The following is a 15,924-nucleotide window of genomic DNA, read 5'->3' as shown; positions in this document are numbered from 1 at the left end:
CTGCGGTCGGTCTGACGGAAATACACGTCAGCGGCTGTCTGCCAGGCAGCCGTGTGGTGCTACCGAGGAGGATCCATCAGCACCGAGCCCCGCATCAACGACCGGATTCGCGTTCCCGAGGTACGGCTTGTCGGTCCCAGCGGCGAGCAGGTCGGCATCGTGCCGCTTGCCAAGGCGCTTGAGCTCGCGCAGGAGTACGACCTCGACCTGGTCGAGGTCGCGGCGTCCGCACGCCCGCCGGTCTGCAAGCTCATGGACTACGGCAAGTTCAAGTACGAGTCGGCCATGAAGGCCCGTGAGGCGCGCAAGAACCAGGCGCACACGGTCATCAAGGAAATGAAGCTCCGGCCGAAGATCGACCCGCACGACTATGACACCAAGAAGGGTCACGTCGTTCGGTTCCTCAAGCAGGGCGACAAGGTCAAGATCACGATCATGTTCCGTGGTCGCGAGCAGTCCCGGCCGGAACTCGGCTACCGACTGCTGCAGCGTCTCGCTTCGGACGTCGAGGACCTCGGGTTCATCGAGTCGAACCCGAAGCAGGACGGCCGAAACATGATCATGGTCCTCGGTCCGCACAAGAAGAAGACCGAGGCGATGGCCGAAGCCCGCGAGGCGCAGGCCGCCCGCAAGGCGGAGCGCCAGGGTGTCGCCCACACCGAAGACGAGGCTCCTTCCGAGGACGCCGCCGTCGAGGTCGATGACACCACCGAGGTCGCCTCTGCCGAGGTCACCGAGGCCGCTGCCGAAGAGGCGCCGGCCGACGAGGCGAACGCCGAGGCCTGATCCCGAGGCAGCCCGTCTCGGATCACCGACACAACATGACGCTCCCGTCAGCCGGTCCCCACAGGACCGGCGGGAGCGCCACCGACGAGGAGATAACGGCGCTATGCCGAAGAACAAGACGCACAGCGGTTCCAAGAAGCGCTTCAAGATCACCGGCTCCGGCAAGGTGCTCCGTGAGCGCGCCGGCAAGCGCCACCTGCTCGAGCACAAGTCGTCCCGTGTCACCCGCCGCCTGACCGGCACCGCGGAGATGGCCCCCGGCGACGCCGCGAAGATCAAGAAGCTTCTCGGCAAGTGACGTCCTCCGCTCCCGGTCCGGGAGCGGGACGTCAAGACCGGGACCCCATCGAATTCGGGCCGTGTGAAGACACCCACGGCCCCGCTACAAGGAGTTAAAAAGTGGCACGCGTCAAGCGGGCAGTAAACGCCCACAAGAAGCGCCGGGCGATCCTCGAGGCGGCCTCCGGCTACCGCGGTCAGCGTTCGCGCCTGTACCGCAAGGCCAAGGAGCAGGTCACCCACTCGCTGGTCTACAACTTCAACGACCGCAAGAAGCGCAAGGGCGACTTCCGTCAGCTGTGGATCCAGCGCATCAACGCCGCTGCCCGCCAGAACGGCATGACGTACAACCGCCTCATCCAGGGTCTGAAGGCCGCCAACATCGAGGTGGACCGCAAGATCCTCGCGGAGCTGGCCGTCAACGACGCCAACGCGTTCGCCGCGCTCGTCGAGGTCGCGCAGAAGGCGCTCCCGGCCGACGTCAACGCCCCCAAGGCCGCTGCCTAAGGGCTAGCCGGCCCAGCTCGTACAGGGCCGGCCCCCACGGACCCGCAGGCATTCGCCTGCGGGTCCGTGTGCTTTCCGCCCCGCCGCAGCCCCGCTGCTGCGCTGCCGCCCCGCCCCGTCCGCCCGGAACCCCGAGAGAGAACCGCACACACCATGGGTCACCCCGACGAGCTGATCTCCCCCCGATCCCCGCGGGTGGCCGCCGCCAGGCGACTGGCGCGGCGCAACTTCCGCACCAAGGAGCGCCGCTTCATCGCCGAGGGCCCGCAGGCCGTCCGCGAGGCCGTGGAGCACCGCGGTCCCACGGGAGCGTCGACGCTGATCGAGCTGTTCGCCACCGTCGAGGCGGCCGAGCGCTACTCCGGGATCATCGAGGCCGCCCTGGACGCGGGCGCCCGCGTGCACTACGCCTCCGACGAGGTGCTCGCCGAGGTCTCGCAGACCGTCACCCCGCAGGGCCTGGTCGGTGTCTGCCACTTCCTGGACTCCCCGTTCGAGGAGATCCTCAAGGCCGAGCCCAAGCTGGTCGCCGTCCTCGCGCACGTCCGCGACCCCGGCAACGCCGGTACGGTGCTGCGCTGCGCGGACGCCGCCGGCGCCGACGCGGTGGTGCTGACCGACGCCTCCGTGGACCTCTACAACCCCAAGTCCGTACGGGCCTCCGTGGGCTCCCTCTTCCACCTCCCGGTCGCCGTCGGCGTTCCGGTGGAGCAGGCCGTCGAGGGGCTCCGGGCAGCCGGCGTACGGATCCTGGCGGCCGACGGCGCGGGCGAGGACGACCTCGACGCCGAGCTCGACGCGGGCACCATGGGCGGGCCTTCCGCCTGGGTCTTCGGCAACGAGGCCTGGGGTCTGCCCGAGGAGACCAGGGCCCTGGCGGACGCCGTCGTACGGGTCCCGATCCACGGCCGGGCGGAGAGTCTGAACCTCGCGACGGCCGCCGCCGTGTGCCTCTACGCGTCCGCGCGTGCACAGCGGGCGCCCGGAGGGTGCCGCTCTGTGACCCCCAGCTAGTAATGTGGCGGCCCGGGGGCCCACTGCGCTACTCGGAGATGTGGGGTACGGGGACATGACCGTCGGTACGAACAGCTCACCGGGGGCCGGAACGACGGCCGGTACGCCGGTTCTCGGTGGCCCCTGCGCCCGCACGGGCGGGCCCGACGACGGCGTCGCCGGCCACTCCGGCGACGGCGCGCTCCCGGCGCCCCCCGGACCTCCCGCACTCGCCTCCGGCGCGCTGAGCGCCGTACCGCCGCAGGCCGCGGCCCGCGGGGCCGTCCCGGGCGGCGGCGACGCCCCCGGTGAGGGGTTCGGCCTCGGGATCGACCCCGACAGCCTGCCCGACGGGCTGGTCGTCGCAGACGACACCGGGCGGGTGATCTGCTTCAACAGGGCCGCGGCCCGGATGACGGCGACCGACCCCGCACAGGCGCTCGGCAGGCGCATCGACCGGGCACTCCCGCTGGAGGACCTCGAAGGCCGCCGCTGGTGGGCGCTGACCGACCCGTACGGGGGCCTCGCCACCCGCCGCGGACAGCCCGAGCGGAACCTGCTGCTCCCGGGCGGCCGCGAGGTGCTGGTCTCCGCCAGCTACATCCGTACGCACCCCACCGGCCCGCTGCGCCGCCTCGTGGTCACCCTGCGCGGTACCGAGGCCCGCCGCCGCACCGAGCGCAGTCACGCCGAGCTGATCGCCACGGTCGCGCACGAGCTGCGCTCCCCGCTGACCTCGGTCAAGGGGTTCACGGCCACCCTGCTCGCCAAGTGGGAGCGGTTCACGGACGACCAGAAGCGGCTGATGCTGGAGACCGTCGACGCCGACGCGAACCGCGTCACCCGCCTCATCGCCGAGCTGCTCGACATCTCCCGCATCGACTCCGGCCGTCTGGAGGTGCGCCGGCAGCCCGTCGACATGGCCACCGCCGTCGGCCGGCACGTACAGGCGCTCACCGCGAACGGGCAGGCCCCCGAGCGCTTCCTCGTGAGCGTCAGCCACCCGCTCCCCGATCTGTGGGCCGATCCGGACAAGATCGACCAGATCCTCGGCAACCTCCTCGAAAATGCGGTGCGCCACGGAGAAGGAACGGTCACCATCGGGGTGTCGCCACATGAGAAGGGAACCGCCGTCACCGTGTCCGACGAAGGCCCCGGGATCCCCGAGGAGTCGATGGGCCGCGTCTTCACCCGCTTCTGGCGGGGGAGCAAGCGCGGCGGCACCGGCCTGGGCCTGTACATCGTCAAGGGCATCGTGGAGGCCCACGGCGGGACCATCACGGTCGGCCGCGGCCCCGGCGGCGGCGCCGAGTTCCGATTTATCCTGCCCGTGAGCGCCCCCGCGTATCTCACGCAGTAGCCCTGCGGAGAGTCCCGGCAGGCGGCCCACGGGCTCCTTCACCCCCAGCGACCTTTAGACTCGTCCTTTGGCACCTTTGTGTCCTTGTGCCGAGCGCGTCCTGCGCGTCGCGCGGGGGACCCATCCAGCCAGCCATCGGAAGTACGGGAAGAGATGTCGGCACCGAACAAGTCGTACGACCCTGTCGAGGTCGAGGCACTGAAACCGGAAGAGATCGAGCGCATGCGGGACGAGGCGCTCGCCGCCTTCGCGTCCGCCGGCGACCTCGACGCGCTGCGGGAGGCGAAGACCGCGCACATGGGCGACCGCTCGCCCCTCGCGCTCGCCAACCGCGAGATCGGCGCGCTGCCCCCGCAGGCCAAGGCCGAGGCGGGCAAGCGCGTGGGCCAGGCCCGGGGCGCCGTGAACAAGGCCTTCGGGGCCCGCACGGTCGAGCTCGAGGCGGAGCGCGACGAGCGGGTGCTGGTCGAGGAGGCCGTGGACGTCACGCTGCCTTACGACCGCGTCCCCGCCGGCGCCCGGCACCCCCTGACCACGCTGATGGACCGCATCGCGGACATCTTCGTGGCCATGGGGTACGAGGTCGCCGAGGGTCCTGAGGTCGAGGCGGAGTGGTTCAACTTCGACGCCCTCAACTTCACGCCGGACCACCCGGCGCGCCAGATGCAGGACACCTTCTTCGTCCAGGGGCCCGAGGGCACCCAGGGCGACGAGTCCGGCGTCGTGCTGCGCACCCACACCTCCCCGGTGCAGGCGCGCTCGCTGCTGGAGCGCAAGCCGCCCGTCTACATCGTCTGCCCGGGCCGGGTGTACCGCACCGACGAGCTCGACGCGACGCACACCCCGGTCTTCCACCAGGTCGAGCTGCTCGCCGTGGACGAGGGCCTGACCATGGCGGACCTCAAGGGCACCATGGACCACATGGTCCAGGAGCTGTTCGGCGAGGGCACCACCACGCGCCTGCGCCCGCACTTCTTCCCCTTCACCGAGCCGTCCGCCGAGATGGACATGCAGTGCTACGTGTGCCGCGGCGAGTCGGTGGGCAACCCCGACCGCCCGTGCCGTACCTGCTCCAGCGAGGGCTGGATCGAGCTCGGCGGCTGCGGCATGGTCAACCCCAAGGTGCTCATCGCCTGCGGTGTGGACCCCGAGAAGTACAGCGGGTTCGCCTTCGGGTTCGGCATCGAACGGATGCTGATGTTCCGCCACAACGTCGAAGACATGCGAGACATGGTCGAGGGTGACGTTCGCTTCACCCGGCCGTTCGGGAGTGAGATCTGATGCGCGTCCCGCTTTCCTGGCTGCGGGAGTACGTCGATCTCCCCGCGGGTGAAACCGGCCGTGACGTGGCGGCCAAGCTGGTCGACGCCGGCCTCGAGGTCGAGACCGTCGAGCAGCTCGGCGGCGGCCTCAAGGGCCCGCTCGTCGTCGGCCAGGTGCTGACGATCGAGGAGCTCGAGGGCTTCCGCAAGCCGATCCGCTTCTGCACGGTCGACGTCGGTCAGGCCAACGGCACCGGCGAGCCGCAGGAGATCGTCTGCGGCGCCCGGAACTTCGCCGTCGGCGACAAGGTCGTCGTGGTGCTGCCCGGCGCGGTCCTGCCGGGCGACTTCGCGATCGCCGCGCGCAAGACCTACGGCCGCACCTCGCACGGCATGATCTGCTCCGGCGACGAGCTGGGCATGGGCGACGACGGCACGCACGGCATCATCGTGCTGCCGCACGAGCACGAGGTCGGCACCGACGCGATCGAGCTGCTCCAGCTCGTCGACGAGGTCCTCGACATCGACATCACCCCGGACCGCGGCTACTGCATGTCCCTGCGCGGTGTCGCCCGCGAGGCGGCCACCGCCTACGGCCTGCCGCTGCGCGACCCGGCGCTGCTCGACGTGCCCCAGCCGAACTCGTACGGCTACCCGGTCAAGGTCGACGACCCGGCCGGCTGCGACCGTTTCACCGCCCGCACGGTGACCGGACTCGACCCCGACGCGCGCTCCCCGATCTGGCTCACCCGCCGCCTGCAGAAGGCGGGCATGCGCCCGATCTCGCTCGCCGTGGACGTCACCAACTACGTGATGCTCGAGCTCGGCCAGCCGCTGCACGCCTACGACCGCTCCAGCATCGAGGGCACCATCGGTGTGCGCCGGGCCGAGCAGGGCGAAGAGCTGATCACCCTCGACGGGGTCAAGCGCAAGCTCGACGCCGAGGACCTGGTGATCACCGACAACAGCGGGCCGATCGGTCTCGCCGGTGTCATGGGCGGCGCCAACACCGAGATCGCCGACTCCGTCTCCGCGCCCTTCGATCCCTCCGGCTCGAGCGCGGAGGTCACGGGGACCACGGACGTCGTCATCGAGGCCGCGCACTTCGACTCCGTGTCGATCTCGCGCACCGCCCGCCGTCTGAAGCTCTCCTCCGAGGCGTCCAAGCGCTTCGAGCGGGGCGTCGACCCGCAGGCCGCCGCCGCGGCCGCGCAGCGGACCGTCGACCTGCTCGTGCTCCTCGCCGGCGGCACCGCCGAGGCGGGCGTCACCCAGTTCCTCGCCCCGGGCGCGCCGCGCACCATCGCGATGGGCGCGGACCACCCGGACCGGGTCGCGGGCATGGAGTACGGCCGCGAGACCGTCGTGCGCCGCCTCCAGGAGATCGGCTGCGATGTCTACGGCCAGGACGAGCTCGTCGTCACGGTCCCGTCGTGGCGGCCCGACCTCGCCGAGCCCAACGACCTCGCCGAAGAGGTCATCCGGCTGGAGGGCTACGGGAACCTCCCGTCGACCCTTCCGCAGGTGCCCTCCGGCCGTGGTCTGACCGCCCGGCAGCAGCTGCACCGCCGGGTCGGCCGTGCGCTGGCCGGCTCGGGCTACGTCGAGGCGCTCAGCTACCCGTTCCTCGGTGAGGGCGTCTTCGACCAGCTCCAGATCCCGGCGCACGACGTCGCCCGCCAGGTCGTCAAGCTGGTCAACCCGATCTCCGACGAGGAGCCGGCGCTGCGCACCACGCTGCTGCCGGGTCTGCTCGGCGCGCTGCGGCGCAACGACAGCCGGGGCAGCCACGACCTCGCGCTCTTCGAGACCGGTTCGGTCTTCCGGGCCGCCGCCCAGCCGGGTGTCGCCGTACGGCTGCCCGTCGACCGGCGTCCCACGGACGAGGAGATCGCCACCCTGAACGCGGCCCTGCCCGCGCAGCCGCGGTACGCCGCGGTCGTGCTGGCCGGTGCCCGCGAGCAGGCCGGCTGGTGGGGCAAGGGCCGCCCGGCCGACTGGGCGGACGCGGTCCAGGCCGCCCGCGCGCTCGCCGTCGAGGCCGGCACCGAGCTCGTCGTCCGCCAGGGCCAGTACGGTCCGTGGCACCCGGGCCGCTGCGCCGAGCTCGTCGTCACCATCGGCGGGGTCGAGCAGGTCATCGGCCACGCCGGTGAGCTGCACCCGCGCGTGGTCAAGGCGATGGGCCTGCCGGCCCGTACCAGCGCGATGGAGCTCGACCTCGACCGCCTCGCGGCGGCCGGTGGCGAGGCCCTCCAGGCACCCCGGATCTCCTCCTTCCCGGTGGCGACCCAGGACGTGGCGCTGATCGTCGACGCGTCGGTCCCGGCGTCCTCGGTGGAGGCCGCGCTGCGCAAGGGCGCGGGTGAACTCCTCGAATCGCTGCGGCTGTTCGACGTGTTCACCGGTGAGCAGGTCGGCGAGGGCAAGAAGTCCCTGGCCTACGCGCTGCGCTTCCGCGCGGCCGACCGGACGCTGACCGCCGAGGAGTCCACGGCCGCGCGCGACGCGGCGGTGGCCCTGGCGGGCGAGCGGACCGGGGCGGTGCTCCGGGGCGCGTAACCGCTTCCTGTGCGCGTGAGGGGCCCATCCGGATGCCGGGTGGGCCCCTCACTCGTTCGGGTGAGAACCCCGGTGGCCCGGGTCCCGGGTGCCGGTCGGTCGACACAATCGATCCGGCCGGAGGGGAGCCCTGCATGCCCGGTACCGGGAAGGGCGGGGTGGGTTGGGGTGAGGGGACGACCGGGAGAGGCCGAGACCGGCAGAGGCGGAGGCAGAAGCAGAGGCGAGGCAGCGACCGGGCCGGCGCCCTCGCCGGGGCGCCGCTCACGCCCGCGCGGCTGGTGGCGGGCGTGCACGCCGTTCTGCTCCGGCACACCAGCGGGCGACTCACCGACGACGTCGCCCTGCTGGTGCTCCGCAACGACCGGCCTGGACCACGCGCGCCGGGCCCGGTGGATGAGCCCGGCGCGCGTCCGGCCCGGCCCCTACCGGGGCGCGGCGACCAACCGGGCGCCGGCGGAACCGGAACGCGCCGCCCGCCTGCCATGGAGTGTCGGGCAGACAGCAGAACGGGCGGCGCGGTGACGGGTCGTCGCACTGTACGAGGGGGAGCCGACGACCCGAGCTACCTCTTGGCGAGGCTCTTCAGTGAAGCGCCCCCGGGGGTCCGCGCGGCAGAGTGCGCATCGCATTTATGCGCGTACACGGTTCACACCCCGTGTGAACCCCGCACCCATTAGCCTGAGACCGACGAGCCCTTGGAGCGGCCCATGCAGCCCAATGTCCTGCTCGATGCCCTCCTCGCCGAGGCGGGCATGTCACACGCCGGACTCGCCGCGTACGTGAACCAGGCAGGCCGCACCCGCGGACTCGCCCTGCGCTACGAACACACCGCCGTGGCGCGGTGGTTGAAGGGCCAGCGGCCCCGGGGTCAGGTCCCCGACCTGATCTGCGAGGTGCTCGGCGGCCGGCTGAGGCGGCCCCTCGGGCTCGACGACATCGGGCTCGGCGCGGCGGACCAGCCCGTTCCGCTGCACGCCTCGCCGCTCAGCGGGTTCGTGGACCGGGCCGCCGCCCTGTGGCGGTCCGACGGCCAGGCCCGGCCCCAGCTGCTCGCGGCGGAGGCGGTCACCGGGACGCCCGCCGTGATCCCGGTGTGGGAGTGGGAGAACCCGCCCGAGGACGCCGACGTCTCCCGCGAGGGCCCGAACCCGATCGGTCCCGAGCACATCGAGGTCCTGAAGTCGGCCCGCGCCCACTACGAGCTGATGTACCGCCGGGCCGGAGGCATGGCTACGCGGGACCGGATCGTCCGCTTCCTGGGCAGCGAGACCGCGCCCATGCTGCGCGGGAGCTACTCCGACGACCTCGGCCGCAGGCTGCACCGGGCCACCGGATCGCTGGTGGCGGTGGCGGGGATCTGCGCCTACGACTCGGACGCCCACGGGCTGGCCCAGCGCTACTTCCACCAGGCCCTGCGCCTGGCCAAGGCGAGCGGGGACCGCGGGCTCGGGGCGTACGTGATCGCGCTGATCGTCAACCAGTCCCTGCACCTGCGGGAGTACCGCCAGGCCGTCGCCTTCGCCGAGGCCGCGCTGCGTGCGGCCGGGCGGCACACCACCCCGGCGCTGGCCGCGGACCTCTACGCCATGCAGGCCAAGGCCTATGCCCAACTCGGGGACACCCAGGCCGCACTGGCCTGCATCCGCAGGGCGGAGGCGGCCGCCGCGCGGATCCGCCCGGGCAGCGAGCCCGACGAGACCGGCTACGTACAGCCGGGGCTGGTCAATGTGCAGGTCGCCGAGGCGCTGCTCAGTCTGGGCGATCTGGAGGCCGCGCGGGTGCAGGCGGCCGCCGCCGTCGGCACCCCCGCGCACGACCGCGGCCGGGTGCACCGGCTGGCGATGCTGTGCGAGATCCAGCTGCGTCAGGGGGAGGCGGACCGGGCCGCGGCCTCCGCGGCCGAGATGGCCGAGCGGGCCAAGGGCATGGAGTCGCTGCGGCTGCGCGACCGGCTGCGGGCGGTCCGCGAACAGCTTCTGACCAGCGGTTGTACGGGCGCGGAGGAGACCGCGAGGCTCATCGACGGGGCGCTGCGCGTTCCGCTGTGACCGGTCAGCTGCTGCCATGTTTGCCACCTACTCGAAAGGAAGGTGGCACTGCCGTGCAGTGGATGAACCTGAGTGAGCAGACCGTGTACAAGAACCGTTGGTTCGACGTGAATCTCGCCGATGTGGAACTCCCCGACGGCCGGCACCTGGACCACTTCGTGATCCGGCTGCGTCCGGTCGCCGTCGCCACGGCCGTCAACGAGGCCAACGAGGTGCTGCTGCTGTGGCGGCACCGCTTCATCACCGACAGCTGGGGCTGGGAACTGCCCGCCGGGGTGGTCGAGGACGGCGAGGACATCGCGGTCGCGGCGGCCCGCGAGATGGAGGAGGAGTCGGGCTGGCGGCCCGGTCCGCTCCACCACCTGATGACCGTCGAGCCGTCCAACGGACTGACCGACGCCCGCCACCACCTCTACTGGGCGGACGGGGCCACCCGCATCGGCCATCCCGAGGACGACTTCGAGTCCTCGCGCCGGGAGTGGGTGCCCCTCAAGCTCGTGCCGGACATGATCGCCCGGGGAGAGATCCCGGCCGCCAACATGGCGGCCGGGCTGCTCCTGCTGCACCACCTGCGGCTCGGCCGGCCGTAGGGGCCGGCCGTACGGCTCAGCGGTACGGGTCAGCCGTACGGGTAGAAGCCCGCGCCCGTCTTGCGGCCCAGACGGCCGGCGTCGACCATGCGCTGGAGCAGCGGCGGAGCGGCGTACAGCGGCTCCTTGTACTCGGCGTACATCGAGTCGGCGATCGACGCGATGGTGTCCAGGCCGATCAGGTCGGACAGCTTGAGCGGGCCCATCGGGTGGGCGCAGCCCAGCTCCATGCCGTTGTCGATGTCCTCGCGGCTGGCGATGCCCGACTCGAACATCCGGATCGCGGACAGCAGGTACGGGACCAGGAGTGCGTTGACGACGAACCCGGACCGGTCCTGGGCGCGGACCGCGTGCTTGCCCAGCACGTCCCGCACCAGGGCCTCGGCCCGCTTGACGGTGTCCTCGCCCGTGGTCAGCGCCGGGATCAGCTCGACGAGCTTCTGCACCGGGGCCGGGTTGAAGAAGTGGATGCCGATCACCTGGTCCGGCCGCGAGGTCGCGACGGCCAGCTTGACCAGCGGGATCGAGGAGGTGTTGGACGCCAGGATCGCGTCCGGGCGGGTGATCACCTGGTCGAGGACCTGGAAGATCTCCGTCTTGACCTGCTCGTTCTCGACGACCGCCTCGATGACGAGGTCACGGTCGGCGAACTCGCCGAGGTCGGTGGTGAAGGTGAGGCGGGCCAGGGTGGCGTCCCGCTCCTCTTCGGTGATCTTGCCGCGTTCGGCGGCCTTGGTCAGGGAGTTGTGCAGCCGGGTACGGCCGATCTCCAGGGCTTCGCCGGTGGTCTCGGCGACCTTGACCTCAAGGCCACTGCGGGCGCACACCTCGGCGATACCCGCGCCCATCTGGCCACAGCCCACTACGCCGACCCGTGTGATGTCGGAAGGGAGGTCAGTCACTTCGTGCCTTTCGCAGCTCATCCGTCGGCGGGTCCCCCGTACGATTCCGGCGCCCGCCACGCCCCCCGACGTTACTCCCGACCTTGCGCGGGGCGGCGGGCCGGGGCGGGCATGCTGAGCGAACACCGTGCAATGTCACTCAGTGAAATGGAGCTGTCACATGACGTATATCGGCCGACGGGTACTGCTGGCCGGAGCCGTGGGGGTGATCGCCGCCGCCACGGCCGGATCGGCGGCCGCGGCGCCGCGGCCCTCCGCGCGGATCCCCGGGGGGCGGGCCGGCGCGGCCGACTTCCGCGGGATGTGGATCGCCACCGTGGCGAACGTGGACTGGCCCTCCGAGAGCGGACTCTCCGCCGCGCGGCAGCGCGCCGAGCTGCTCGGCCTCCTCGACGCCGCGGTCGAGCGGCGGCTCGGAGCGGTGGTGCTCCAGGTCCGGCCGGCGGCGGACGCGTTCTGGCCCTCGAAGCTGGAGCCCTGGTCGCAGTGGCTGACCGGGAAGCAGGGCGTGGACCCGGGCTGGGACCCGCTGGGCACGGCGGTGAAGGAGGCGCACGCGCGCGGGCTGGAGCTGCACGCCTGGTTCAACCCGTACCGCGTGGCCAACCACACCGACATCGACCGTCTGGTGGCCGCGCACCCGGCGCGGCGCAACCCCGGCTGGACGGTGGAGTACGGCGGCAAGCTCTACTACAACCCCGGTCTTCCCGAGGTGCGGCGCTTCGTCCAGGACGCGATGTTCGACGCCGTCTCCCGCTATCCGGTCGACGCGGTCCACTGGGACGACTACTTCTACCCGTACCCGGTGGCGGGGGAGTACTTCGACGACGACGAGGCCTTCGAGGAGTACGGAGCGGGCTTCGCGTCACGGGCCGCCTGGCGCCGCAACAACACCGACACCCTGGTCCGCGAGATGTCCGCGCGGCTGCGGGCACTGAAGCCGGCGCCCCGGTTCGGGATCAGCCCCTTCGCCGTCTGGCGCAACTCCGACCGGGACCCGGCCGGTTCACCGACGCGTGCGGGCCTCGGGACCTACGACGACCTGTACGCGGACACCCGCAAGTGGGTCAGGGAGGGCTGGATCGACTACATCGTGCCGCAGGCGTACTGGCACATCGGGCATCCGACCGCCGACTACGCCGACATCGTGCCCTGGTGGGCGCGGACCGTCGCGGGGACGAACGTCCGGCTCTACGTGGGGGAGGCCCTCTACCGCTGCGACGAGGACAGCCCCACCGCCGCCTGGCGCGATCCGGGTGAGCTGTCGAAGCACGTGCGGTTCGCCCGCGATTTCCCGGAGGTCCGCGGCCACGTGTACTTCTCGGCGAAGCAGGTGGCCGCGGACCCCAACGGAGCGATGGCCCGGGTGGTCGCCGATCACTACCGGTCGGCGGAGTCCCGGCGCTGATTCAGTGAGTGGGCTCTGAGGGGTGGCGGACCGTGCAGTCGGGTCCGGGAGCCATCAGTGCCTCGTGTCCGTCCTCGAAGCGGACCCGGTACGGGGGGGTTCCGTTCTCGCCCAGGACCTGGGTGATCTCGCCCACCTTGTCGTGCTGTCCTACGATCCTGCCGTGCTGCACCAGCTGGTCGCCCTCGGTCGCGCGCATAACTGACCTCCTCGGTGGCGGTCCGATCCGGTGCTAGCAGTTTAGGACGGAGTGCGGCTATTTGACCCGTTGGGTCACCGCGATGCAGACGAGGACCGCGCAGGCGGCGGCCGGTGCGGCGGGGGAGAGGTGCTCGCCCAGCAGGGCCACCGACCAGACGAGGGTGAGCAGCGGCTGGGCGAGCTGGAGCTGGCTGGCCCGCGGAGCCCCGATCTCGGCCATGCCCCGGTACCAGACGTACAGGCCGAGGAAGGTGGAGCCGGCCGCCGCCCAGACCAGCCCGGCCAGCCCGTGGCCGGTCAGGTGCACCGGCTCGTACGCGAGCCCGGCCGCGGAACCGGCCAGGCTGAGCGGCAGGCACAGGACCAGTGCCCAGCCGATCACCTGCCAGCCGGGCAGCATCCGGGCCAGGCGGCCGCCCTCGGTGTACCCGGCGGCACACACGAGCAGGGCGGCGAACAGGTAGGCGTCGCCCGCGGACAGGGCGCCGCCGCTCTGCGCGAGCGTGAAGCCCAGCACGACCGCGGCCCCGGCGAGGGCCGCGGCCCAGAAGGCGCGCGAGGGGCGGGCCCCGGTGCGCAGCGCGGACAGCGCGGCGGTGGTGAGCGGCAGGAGGCCGACGACCACGGCGGCGTGCGAGGTCGTGGAGGTGGTCAACGCGAGGGTGGTGAGCATCGGGAAGCCGACGACCACCCCGGCGGCGACGACGGCGAGCCCCGCCCAGTGCTCGCGGGCGGGCAGCGGGACCCGGCGGGCCAGCAGGAAGACGCCGGCTATGGCGGCGGCGAGGACACTGCGCAGCGCGACGAGCGACCACGGGCCGAAGCTCTCCAGTCCCCATGCGGTGGCGGGGAAGGTCAGCGAGAAGGCGACGACGCCGAGCATGGCGAGGGCGGTCCCCCGGCGCACCGGGTTCTTGACCGCTATCGTGGTCGGGAGAGTAGCGCTATTCTGTGCTGTCATGTATGAGCGTAGCAGTGTGGCGGAGCTGGCTGAATCCCTGCGGTCCGAGCTCAACCGCTACTCGACAGGTGGAAAGCTGCCGTCGAGTCGCGCCCTTGTGGAGCGCTACCGGGTCAGTCCCGTCACCGTCTCCCGGGCCCTCGCCCAGCTCGCCGCCGAGGGCCTCGTCGTCACCCGGCCCGGCGCGGGGGTCTTCCGTGCCGCGCCCCGTACGGCGGCCCCCGCGGCCGGGGACACCTCCTGGCAGGAGGTCGCCCTCAGCGCCGAGGGGGCCGGGGAGATCGTGCCGCGCTCCGTCGACGCCACCGGAGTGCTCGGCTCGCTGGCCGCCCCGCCGCCCGGGGTGATCGAGCTCAACGGCGGCTACCTGCACCCCTCCCTCCAGCCCGAGCGGGCCATGGCGGCCGCCCTGGCCCGGGCCGGGCGGCGGCCCGGCGCCTGGGGGCGGCCGCCCCTGGAGGGGCTGCCCGAGCTGCGCGACTGGTTCGCCCGGGAGATCGGCGGCTCGCTCGTCGCCGCCGACGTGCTGGTCACCGCGGGCGGTCAGAGCGCGCTGGCCACCGCCCTGCGGGCGCTCGCCCCGCCCGGTGCGCCGATCCTGGTCGAGTCCCCGACCTACCCCGGGCTGCTCGCCATTGCCCGGGCCTCCGGCTGCCGGCCCGTGCCGGTACCGGTGGACGCCGAGGGGGTCCGGCCGGAGCTGCTCGCCGCCGCCTTCGAGGCGACCGGGGCGCGGGTCTTCGTATGCCAGCCGCTGTTCCAGAACCCGACCGGTGCGGTACTGGCTCCGGGGCGCCGGACCGAGGTGCTGCGCATCGCGCGGGCCGCCGGGGCCTTCGTGGTCGAGGACGACTACGCCCGGGCCCTGGCCCACGAGGACGCCGGTCCGCTGCCGGCGACGCTGGCCGCCGAGGACACGGACGGGGTGGTGGTGCACGTCCGGTCGCTGACCAAATCCACCTCGCCCAGCCTGCGGGTCGGAGCCCTGGCCGCCCGCGGCCCGGTGGTCGACCGCCTGCGCGCCATCCAGATCGTGGACAGCTTCTTCGTCCCCCGGCCCCTCCAGGAGGCCGCCCTGGAACTGGTCGGCGCGCCCGCCTGGCCGCGTCACCTGCGGACGGTCGCCGCCGAGCTGCGTCACCGGCGCGACGTGCTCGCGGGCGCCCTGCGCCGTGAACTGCCCGCCCTGGAACTGCCGCATCTGCCCTCCGGCGGATACCAGTTGTGGGTCCGGCCGGCCGGAGGCGGCGACGACGCGGCCTTCGCCGCGGCGGCCCTGCGCGCCGGGGTGGCGGTGGCTCCGGGCCGCCCGTACTTCTGCGCGGAACCGCCGGGCCCGCACGTCCGGCTGAGCTTCGCCGGGGTCGCCGGCCCCGGCGAACTGGTGGAGGCGGTCCGGCGGCTGCGGACCGGTCCGGCCGAAGGTCTCGGTCCGGACGCTTGACCGCACGCGGCAGGCGGATCACCATCGCCGCATGCATGTTCGGGTTTCGCTTGTCGCCGCAGCCCGTAGTTCCTCGCTGCTCGCCGAGCGCTTCGACGACGACCGCCCGCTGGACGGAGCCGGCTGGCGGTCGGTGGAGTCCGCCGCGCAGGGCCTCGTGCCCCTGGGCTCGGCCGGGCTGCGCTACTGCTCGCCGACCCCGCGCAGCCGTGCCACGGGCGAGGCCCTCGGGTACGCGCCCCTCGCGCAGCCCGCGCTGCGCGAGTGCGACATGGGCCGCTGGCGGGGCCTGACCCTGTCCGAGGTGACCGCCCACGAGCCGGGGGCGGTGGACCTGTGGCTCAGTGACCCGCGCTCCGCCCCGCACGGCGGTGAGTCCCTGCTCGCCTTCATCTCCCGGATCGGCGACTGGCTCGACACCAGGCCCGCCGACGACGGGGGCGCGATCGTGGCGGTTGCCGAGCCCTCGGTGGTCCGGGCGGCCCTGGTCTACGCGCTGAAGGCGCCCCCGCTGACCTACTGGAACGTCGACGTCCGACCGCTGTCCACGATGACCCTGACGGGCTGGTCCGGCCGCTGGCACCTCTGCCTGCAGGCCCCTGCGTGATCCGGTGGTGA

15 protein-coding genes are annotated in these 15,924 nt (G+C 72.6%); 12 read left to right on the top strand and 3 right to left on the bottom strand.

Translation table 11 applies throughout. From position 1 onward, the window contains the following. The first annotated feature begins 51 nt into the window (after positions 1 to 51). From infC to OG753_RS11020, 9 genes are all read left to right on the top strand, one after another. Positions 52 to 786: a translation initiation factor IF-3 gene (gene infC, locus OG753_RS11060; protein WP_327261641.1), complete on the top strand. Its 735-nt coding sequence runs from the start codon at positions 52 to 54 to the stop codon at positions 784 to 786. A gap of 103 nt (positions 787 to 889) precedes the next feature. Then, the gene (rpmI, locus tag OG753_RS11055; protein ID WP_030387121.1) at positions 890 to 1,084 is read left to right on the top strand and encodes a 50S ribosomal protein L35; all 195 of its coding nucleotides are present in this window, start codon (positions 890 to 892) and stop codon (positions 1,082 to 1,084) included. Between the two features lie 101 nt (positions 1,085 to 1,185). Continuing rightward, entirely contained in the window at positions 1,186 to 1,572 is a 387-nt protein-coding gene (rplT, locus tag OG753_RS11050; RefSeq protein ID WP_007263143.1) for a 50S ribosomal protein L20, read from the top strand. 153 nt (positions 1,573 to 1,725) lie between these two features. After that, positions 1,726 to 2,586 carry an RNA methyltransferase gene (locus tag OG753_RS11045; RefSeq protein ID WP_327261640.1) on the top strand — a complete coding sequence of 287 codons (861 nt, stop codon included), beginning with the start codon at positions 1,726 to 1,728 and terminating at the stop codon, positions 2,584 to 2,586. 55 nt (positions 2,587 to 2,641) lie between these two features. Further along, positions 2,642 to 3,925: a PAS domain-containing sensor histidine kinase gene (locus tag OG753_RS11040; protein WP_327261639.1), complete on the top strand. Its 1,284-nt coding sequence runs from the start codon at positions 2,642 to 2,644 to the stop codon at positions 3,923 to 3,925. 153 nt (positions 3,926 to 4,078) lie between these two features. Then, the gene (pheS, locus tag OG753_RS11035; RefSeq protein ID WP_383204770.1) at positions 4,079 to 5,206 is read left to right on the top strand and encodes a phenylalanine--tRNA ligase subunit alpha; all 1,128 of its coding nucleotides are present in this window, start codon (positions 4,079 to 4,081) and stop codon (positions 5,204 to 5,206) included. Beyond that, the gene (pheT, locus tag OG753_RS11030) at positions 5,206 to 7,749 is read left to right on the top strand and encodes a phenylalanine--tRNA ligase subunit beta (protein ID WP_327261637.1); all 2,544 of its coding nucleotides are present in this window, start codon (positions 5,206 to 5,208) and stop codon (positions 7,747 to 7,749) included. Before pheS ends, pheT begins: the two co-directional genes overlap by 1 nt. A 710-nt stretch (positions 7,750 to 8,459) precedes the next feature. Then, positions 8,460 to 9,800 carry a transcriptional regulator gene (locus tag OG753_RS11025; protein WP_327261636.1) on the top strand — a complete coding sequence of 447 codons (1,341 nt, stop codon included), beginning with the start codon at positions 8,460 to 8,462 and terminating at the stop codon, positions 9,798 to 9,800. A gap of 62 nt (positions 9,801 to 9,862) precedes the next feature. Further along, a complete protein-coding gene (locus tag OG753_RS11020) occupies positions 9,863 to 10,390 on the top strand; it encodes an NUDIX hydrolase (protein WP_401284415.1) in 528 nt (175 codons plus the stop codon). A 29-nt stretch (positions 10,391 to 10,419) separates the two neighbouring features. Here OG753_RS11020 and OG753_RS11015 read toward each other — a convergent pair whose 3' ends face one another. Beyond that, positions 10,420 to 11,313, bottom strand: a complete 894-nt coding sequence (locus OG753_RS11015) for a 3-hydroxybutyryl-CoA dehydrogenase (RefSeq protein WP_051782388.1) — start codon at positions 11,311 to 11,313, stop codon at positions 10,420 to 10,422. Between the two features lie 139 nt (positions 11,314 to 11,452). Here OG753_RS11015 and OG753_RS11010 point away from each other — a divergent pair, with 139 nt between their 5' ends. Continuing rightward, positions 11,453 to 12,700, top strand: coding sequence for a glycoside hydrolase family 10 protein (locus OG753_RS11010; protein WP_405788278.1), 1,248 nt, complete (start codon positions 11,453 to 11,455; stop codon positions 12,698 to 12,700). 1 nt (position 12,701) lies between these two features. Here the strand turns inward: OG753_RS11010 and OG753_RS11005 are convergent, their stop codons facing one another. Both OG753_RS11005 and OG753_RS11000 read right to left on the bottom strand, forming a co-directional pair. Then, on the bottom strand, positions 12,702 to 12,899 hold the full coding sequence (locus tag OG753_RS11005) for a DUF1918 domain-containing protein (protein ID WP_266598499.1): 198 nt from the start codon (positions 12,897 to 12,899) through the stop codon (positions 12,702 to 12,704). A gap of 57 nt (positions 12,900 to 12,956) precedes the next feature. After that, positions 12,957 to 13,862 (bottom strand): DMT family transporter, encoded by a 906-nt coding sequence (locus OG753_RS11000; RefSeq protein ID WP_383200395.1) that lies wholly within the window; start codon positions 13,860 to 13,862, stop codon positions 12,957 to 12,959. On the opposite strand from OG753_RS11000, the gene OG753_RS10995 reads away from it, so the two are divergent. Both OG753_RS10995 and OG753_RS10990 read left to right on the top strand, forming a co-directional pair. Then, on the top strand, positions 13,861 to 15,306 hold the full coding sequence (locus OG753_RS10995; RefSeq protein WP_405788275.1) for a PLP-dependent aminotransferase family protein: 1,446 nt from the start codon (positions 13,861 to 13,863) through the stop codon (positions 15,304 to 15,306). The genes OG753_RS11000 and OG753_RS10995 overlap by 2 nt on opposite strands. 31 nt (positions 15,307 to 15,337) lie before the next feature. After that, complete coding sequence (locus OG753_RS10990; protein WP_327261631.1) at positions 15,338 to 15,913, top strand: histidine phosphatase family protein; 576 nt, start codon at positions 15,338 to 15,340, stop codon at positions 15,911 to 15,913. Positions 15,914 to 15,924 lie beyond the last annotated feature (11 nt).

Source organism: Streptomyces sp. NBC_00029 (genome assembly GCF_045160505.1).
Classification (GTDB): Bacteria; Actinomycetota; Actinomycetes; order Streptomycetales; family Streptomycetaceae; genus Streptomyces.
The sequence above is the reverse complement of the archived record's forward strand: the minus strand, read 5'-3'. Positions and strand labels throughout refer to the sequence as shown.

Coding starts and splice junctions, on each gene's coding strand:
- rpmI (WP_030387121.1), top strand. CDS start 890: ATGCCGAAGAACAAGACGCACAGCGGTTCCAAGAAGCGCTTCAAGATC.
- OG753_RS11025 (WP_327261636.1), top strand. CDS start 8,460: ATGCAGCCCAATGTCCTGCTCGATGCCCTCCTCGCCGAGGCGGGCATG.
- OG753_RS11000 (WP_383200395.1), bottom strand. CDS start 13,862: ATGACAGCACAGAATAGCGCTACTCTCCCGACCACGATAGCGGTCAAG.
- OG753_RS11045 (WP_327261640.1), top strand. CDS start 1,726: ATGGGTCACCCCGACGAGCTGATCTCCCCCCGATCCCCGCGGGTGGCC.
- OG753_RS11005 (WP_266598499.1), bottom strand. CDS start 12,899: ATGCGCGCGACCGAGGGCGACCAGCTGGTGCAGCACGGCAGGATCGTA.
- OG753_RS11015 (WP_051782388.1), bottom strand. CDS start 11,313: ATGAGCTGCGAAAGGCACGAAGTGACTGACCTCCCTTCCGACATCACA.
- OG753_RS10990 (WP_327261631.1), top strand. CDS start 15,338: ATGCATGTTCGGGTTTCGCTTGTCGCCGCAGCCCGTAGTTCCTCGCTG.
- OG753_RS11020 (WP_401284415.1), top strand. CDS start 9,863: ATGAACCTGAGTGAGCAGACCGTGTACAAGAACCGTTGGTTCGACGTG.
- OG753_RS11040 (WP_327261639.1), top strand. CDS start 2,642: ATGACCGTCGGTACGAACAGCTCACCGGGGGCCGGAACGACGGCCGGT.
- OG753_RS11010 (WP_405788278.1), top strand. CDS start 11,453: ATGACGTATATCGGCCGACGGGTACTGCTGGCCGGAGCCGTGGGGGTG.
- pheS (WP_383204770.1), top strand. CDS start 4,079: ATGTCGGCACCGAACAAGTCGTACGACCCTGTCGAGGTCGAGGCACTG.
- pheT (WP_327261637.1), top strand. CDS start 5,206: ATGCGCGTCCCGCTTTCCTGGCTGCGGGAGTACGTCGATCTCCCCGCG.
- OG753_RS10995 (WP_405788275.1), top strand. CDS start 13,861: ATGTATGAGCGTAGCAGTGTGGCGGAGCTGGCTGAATCCCTGCGGTCC.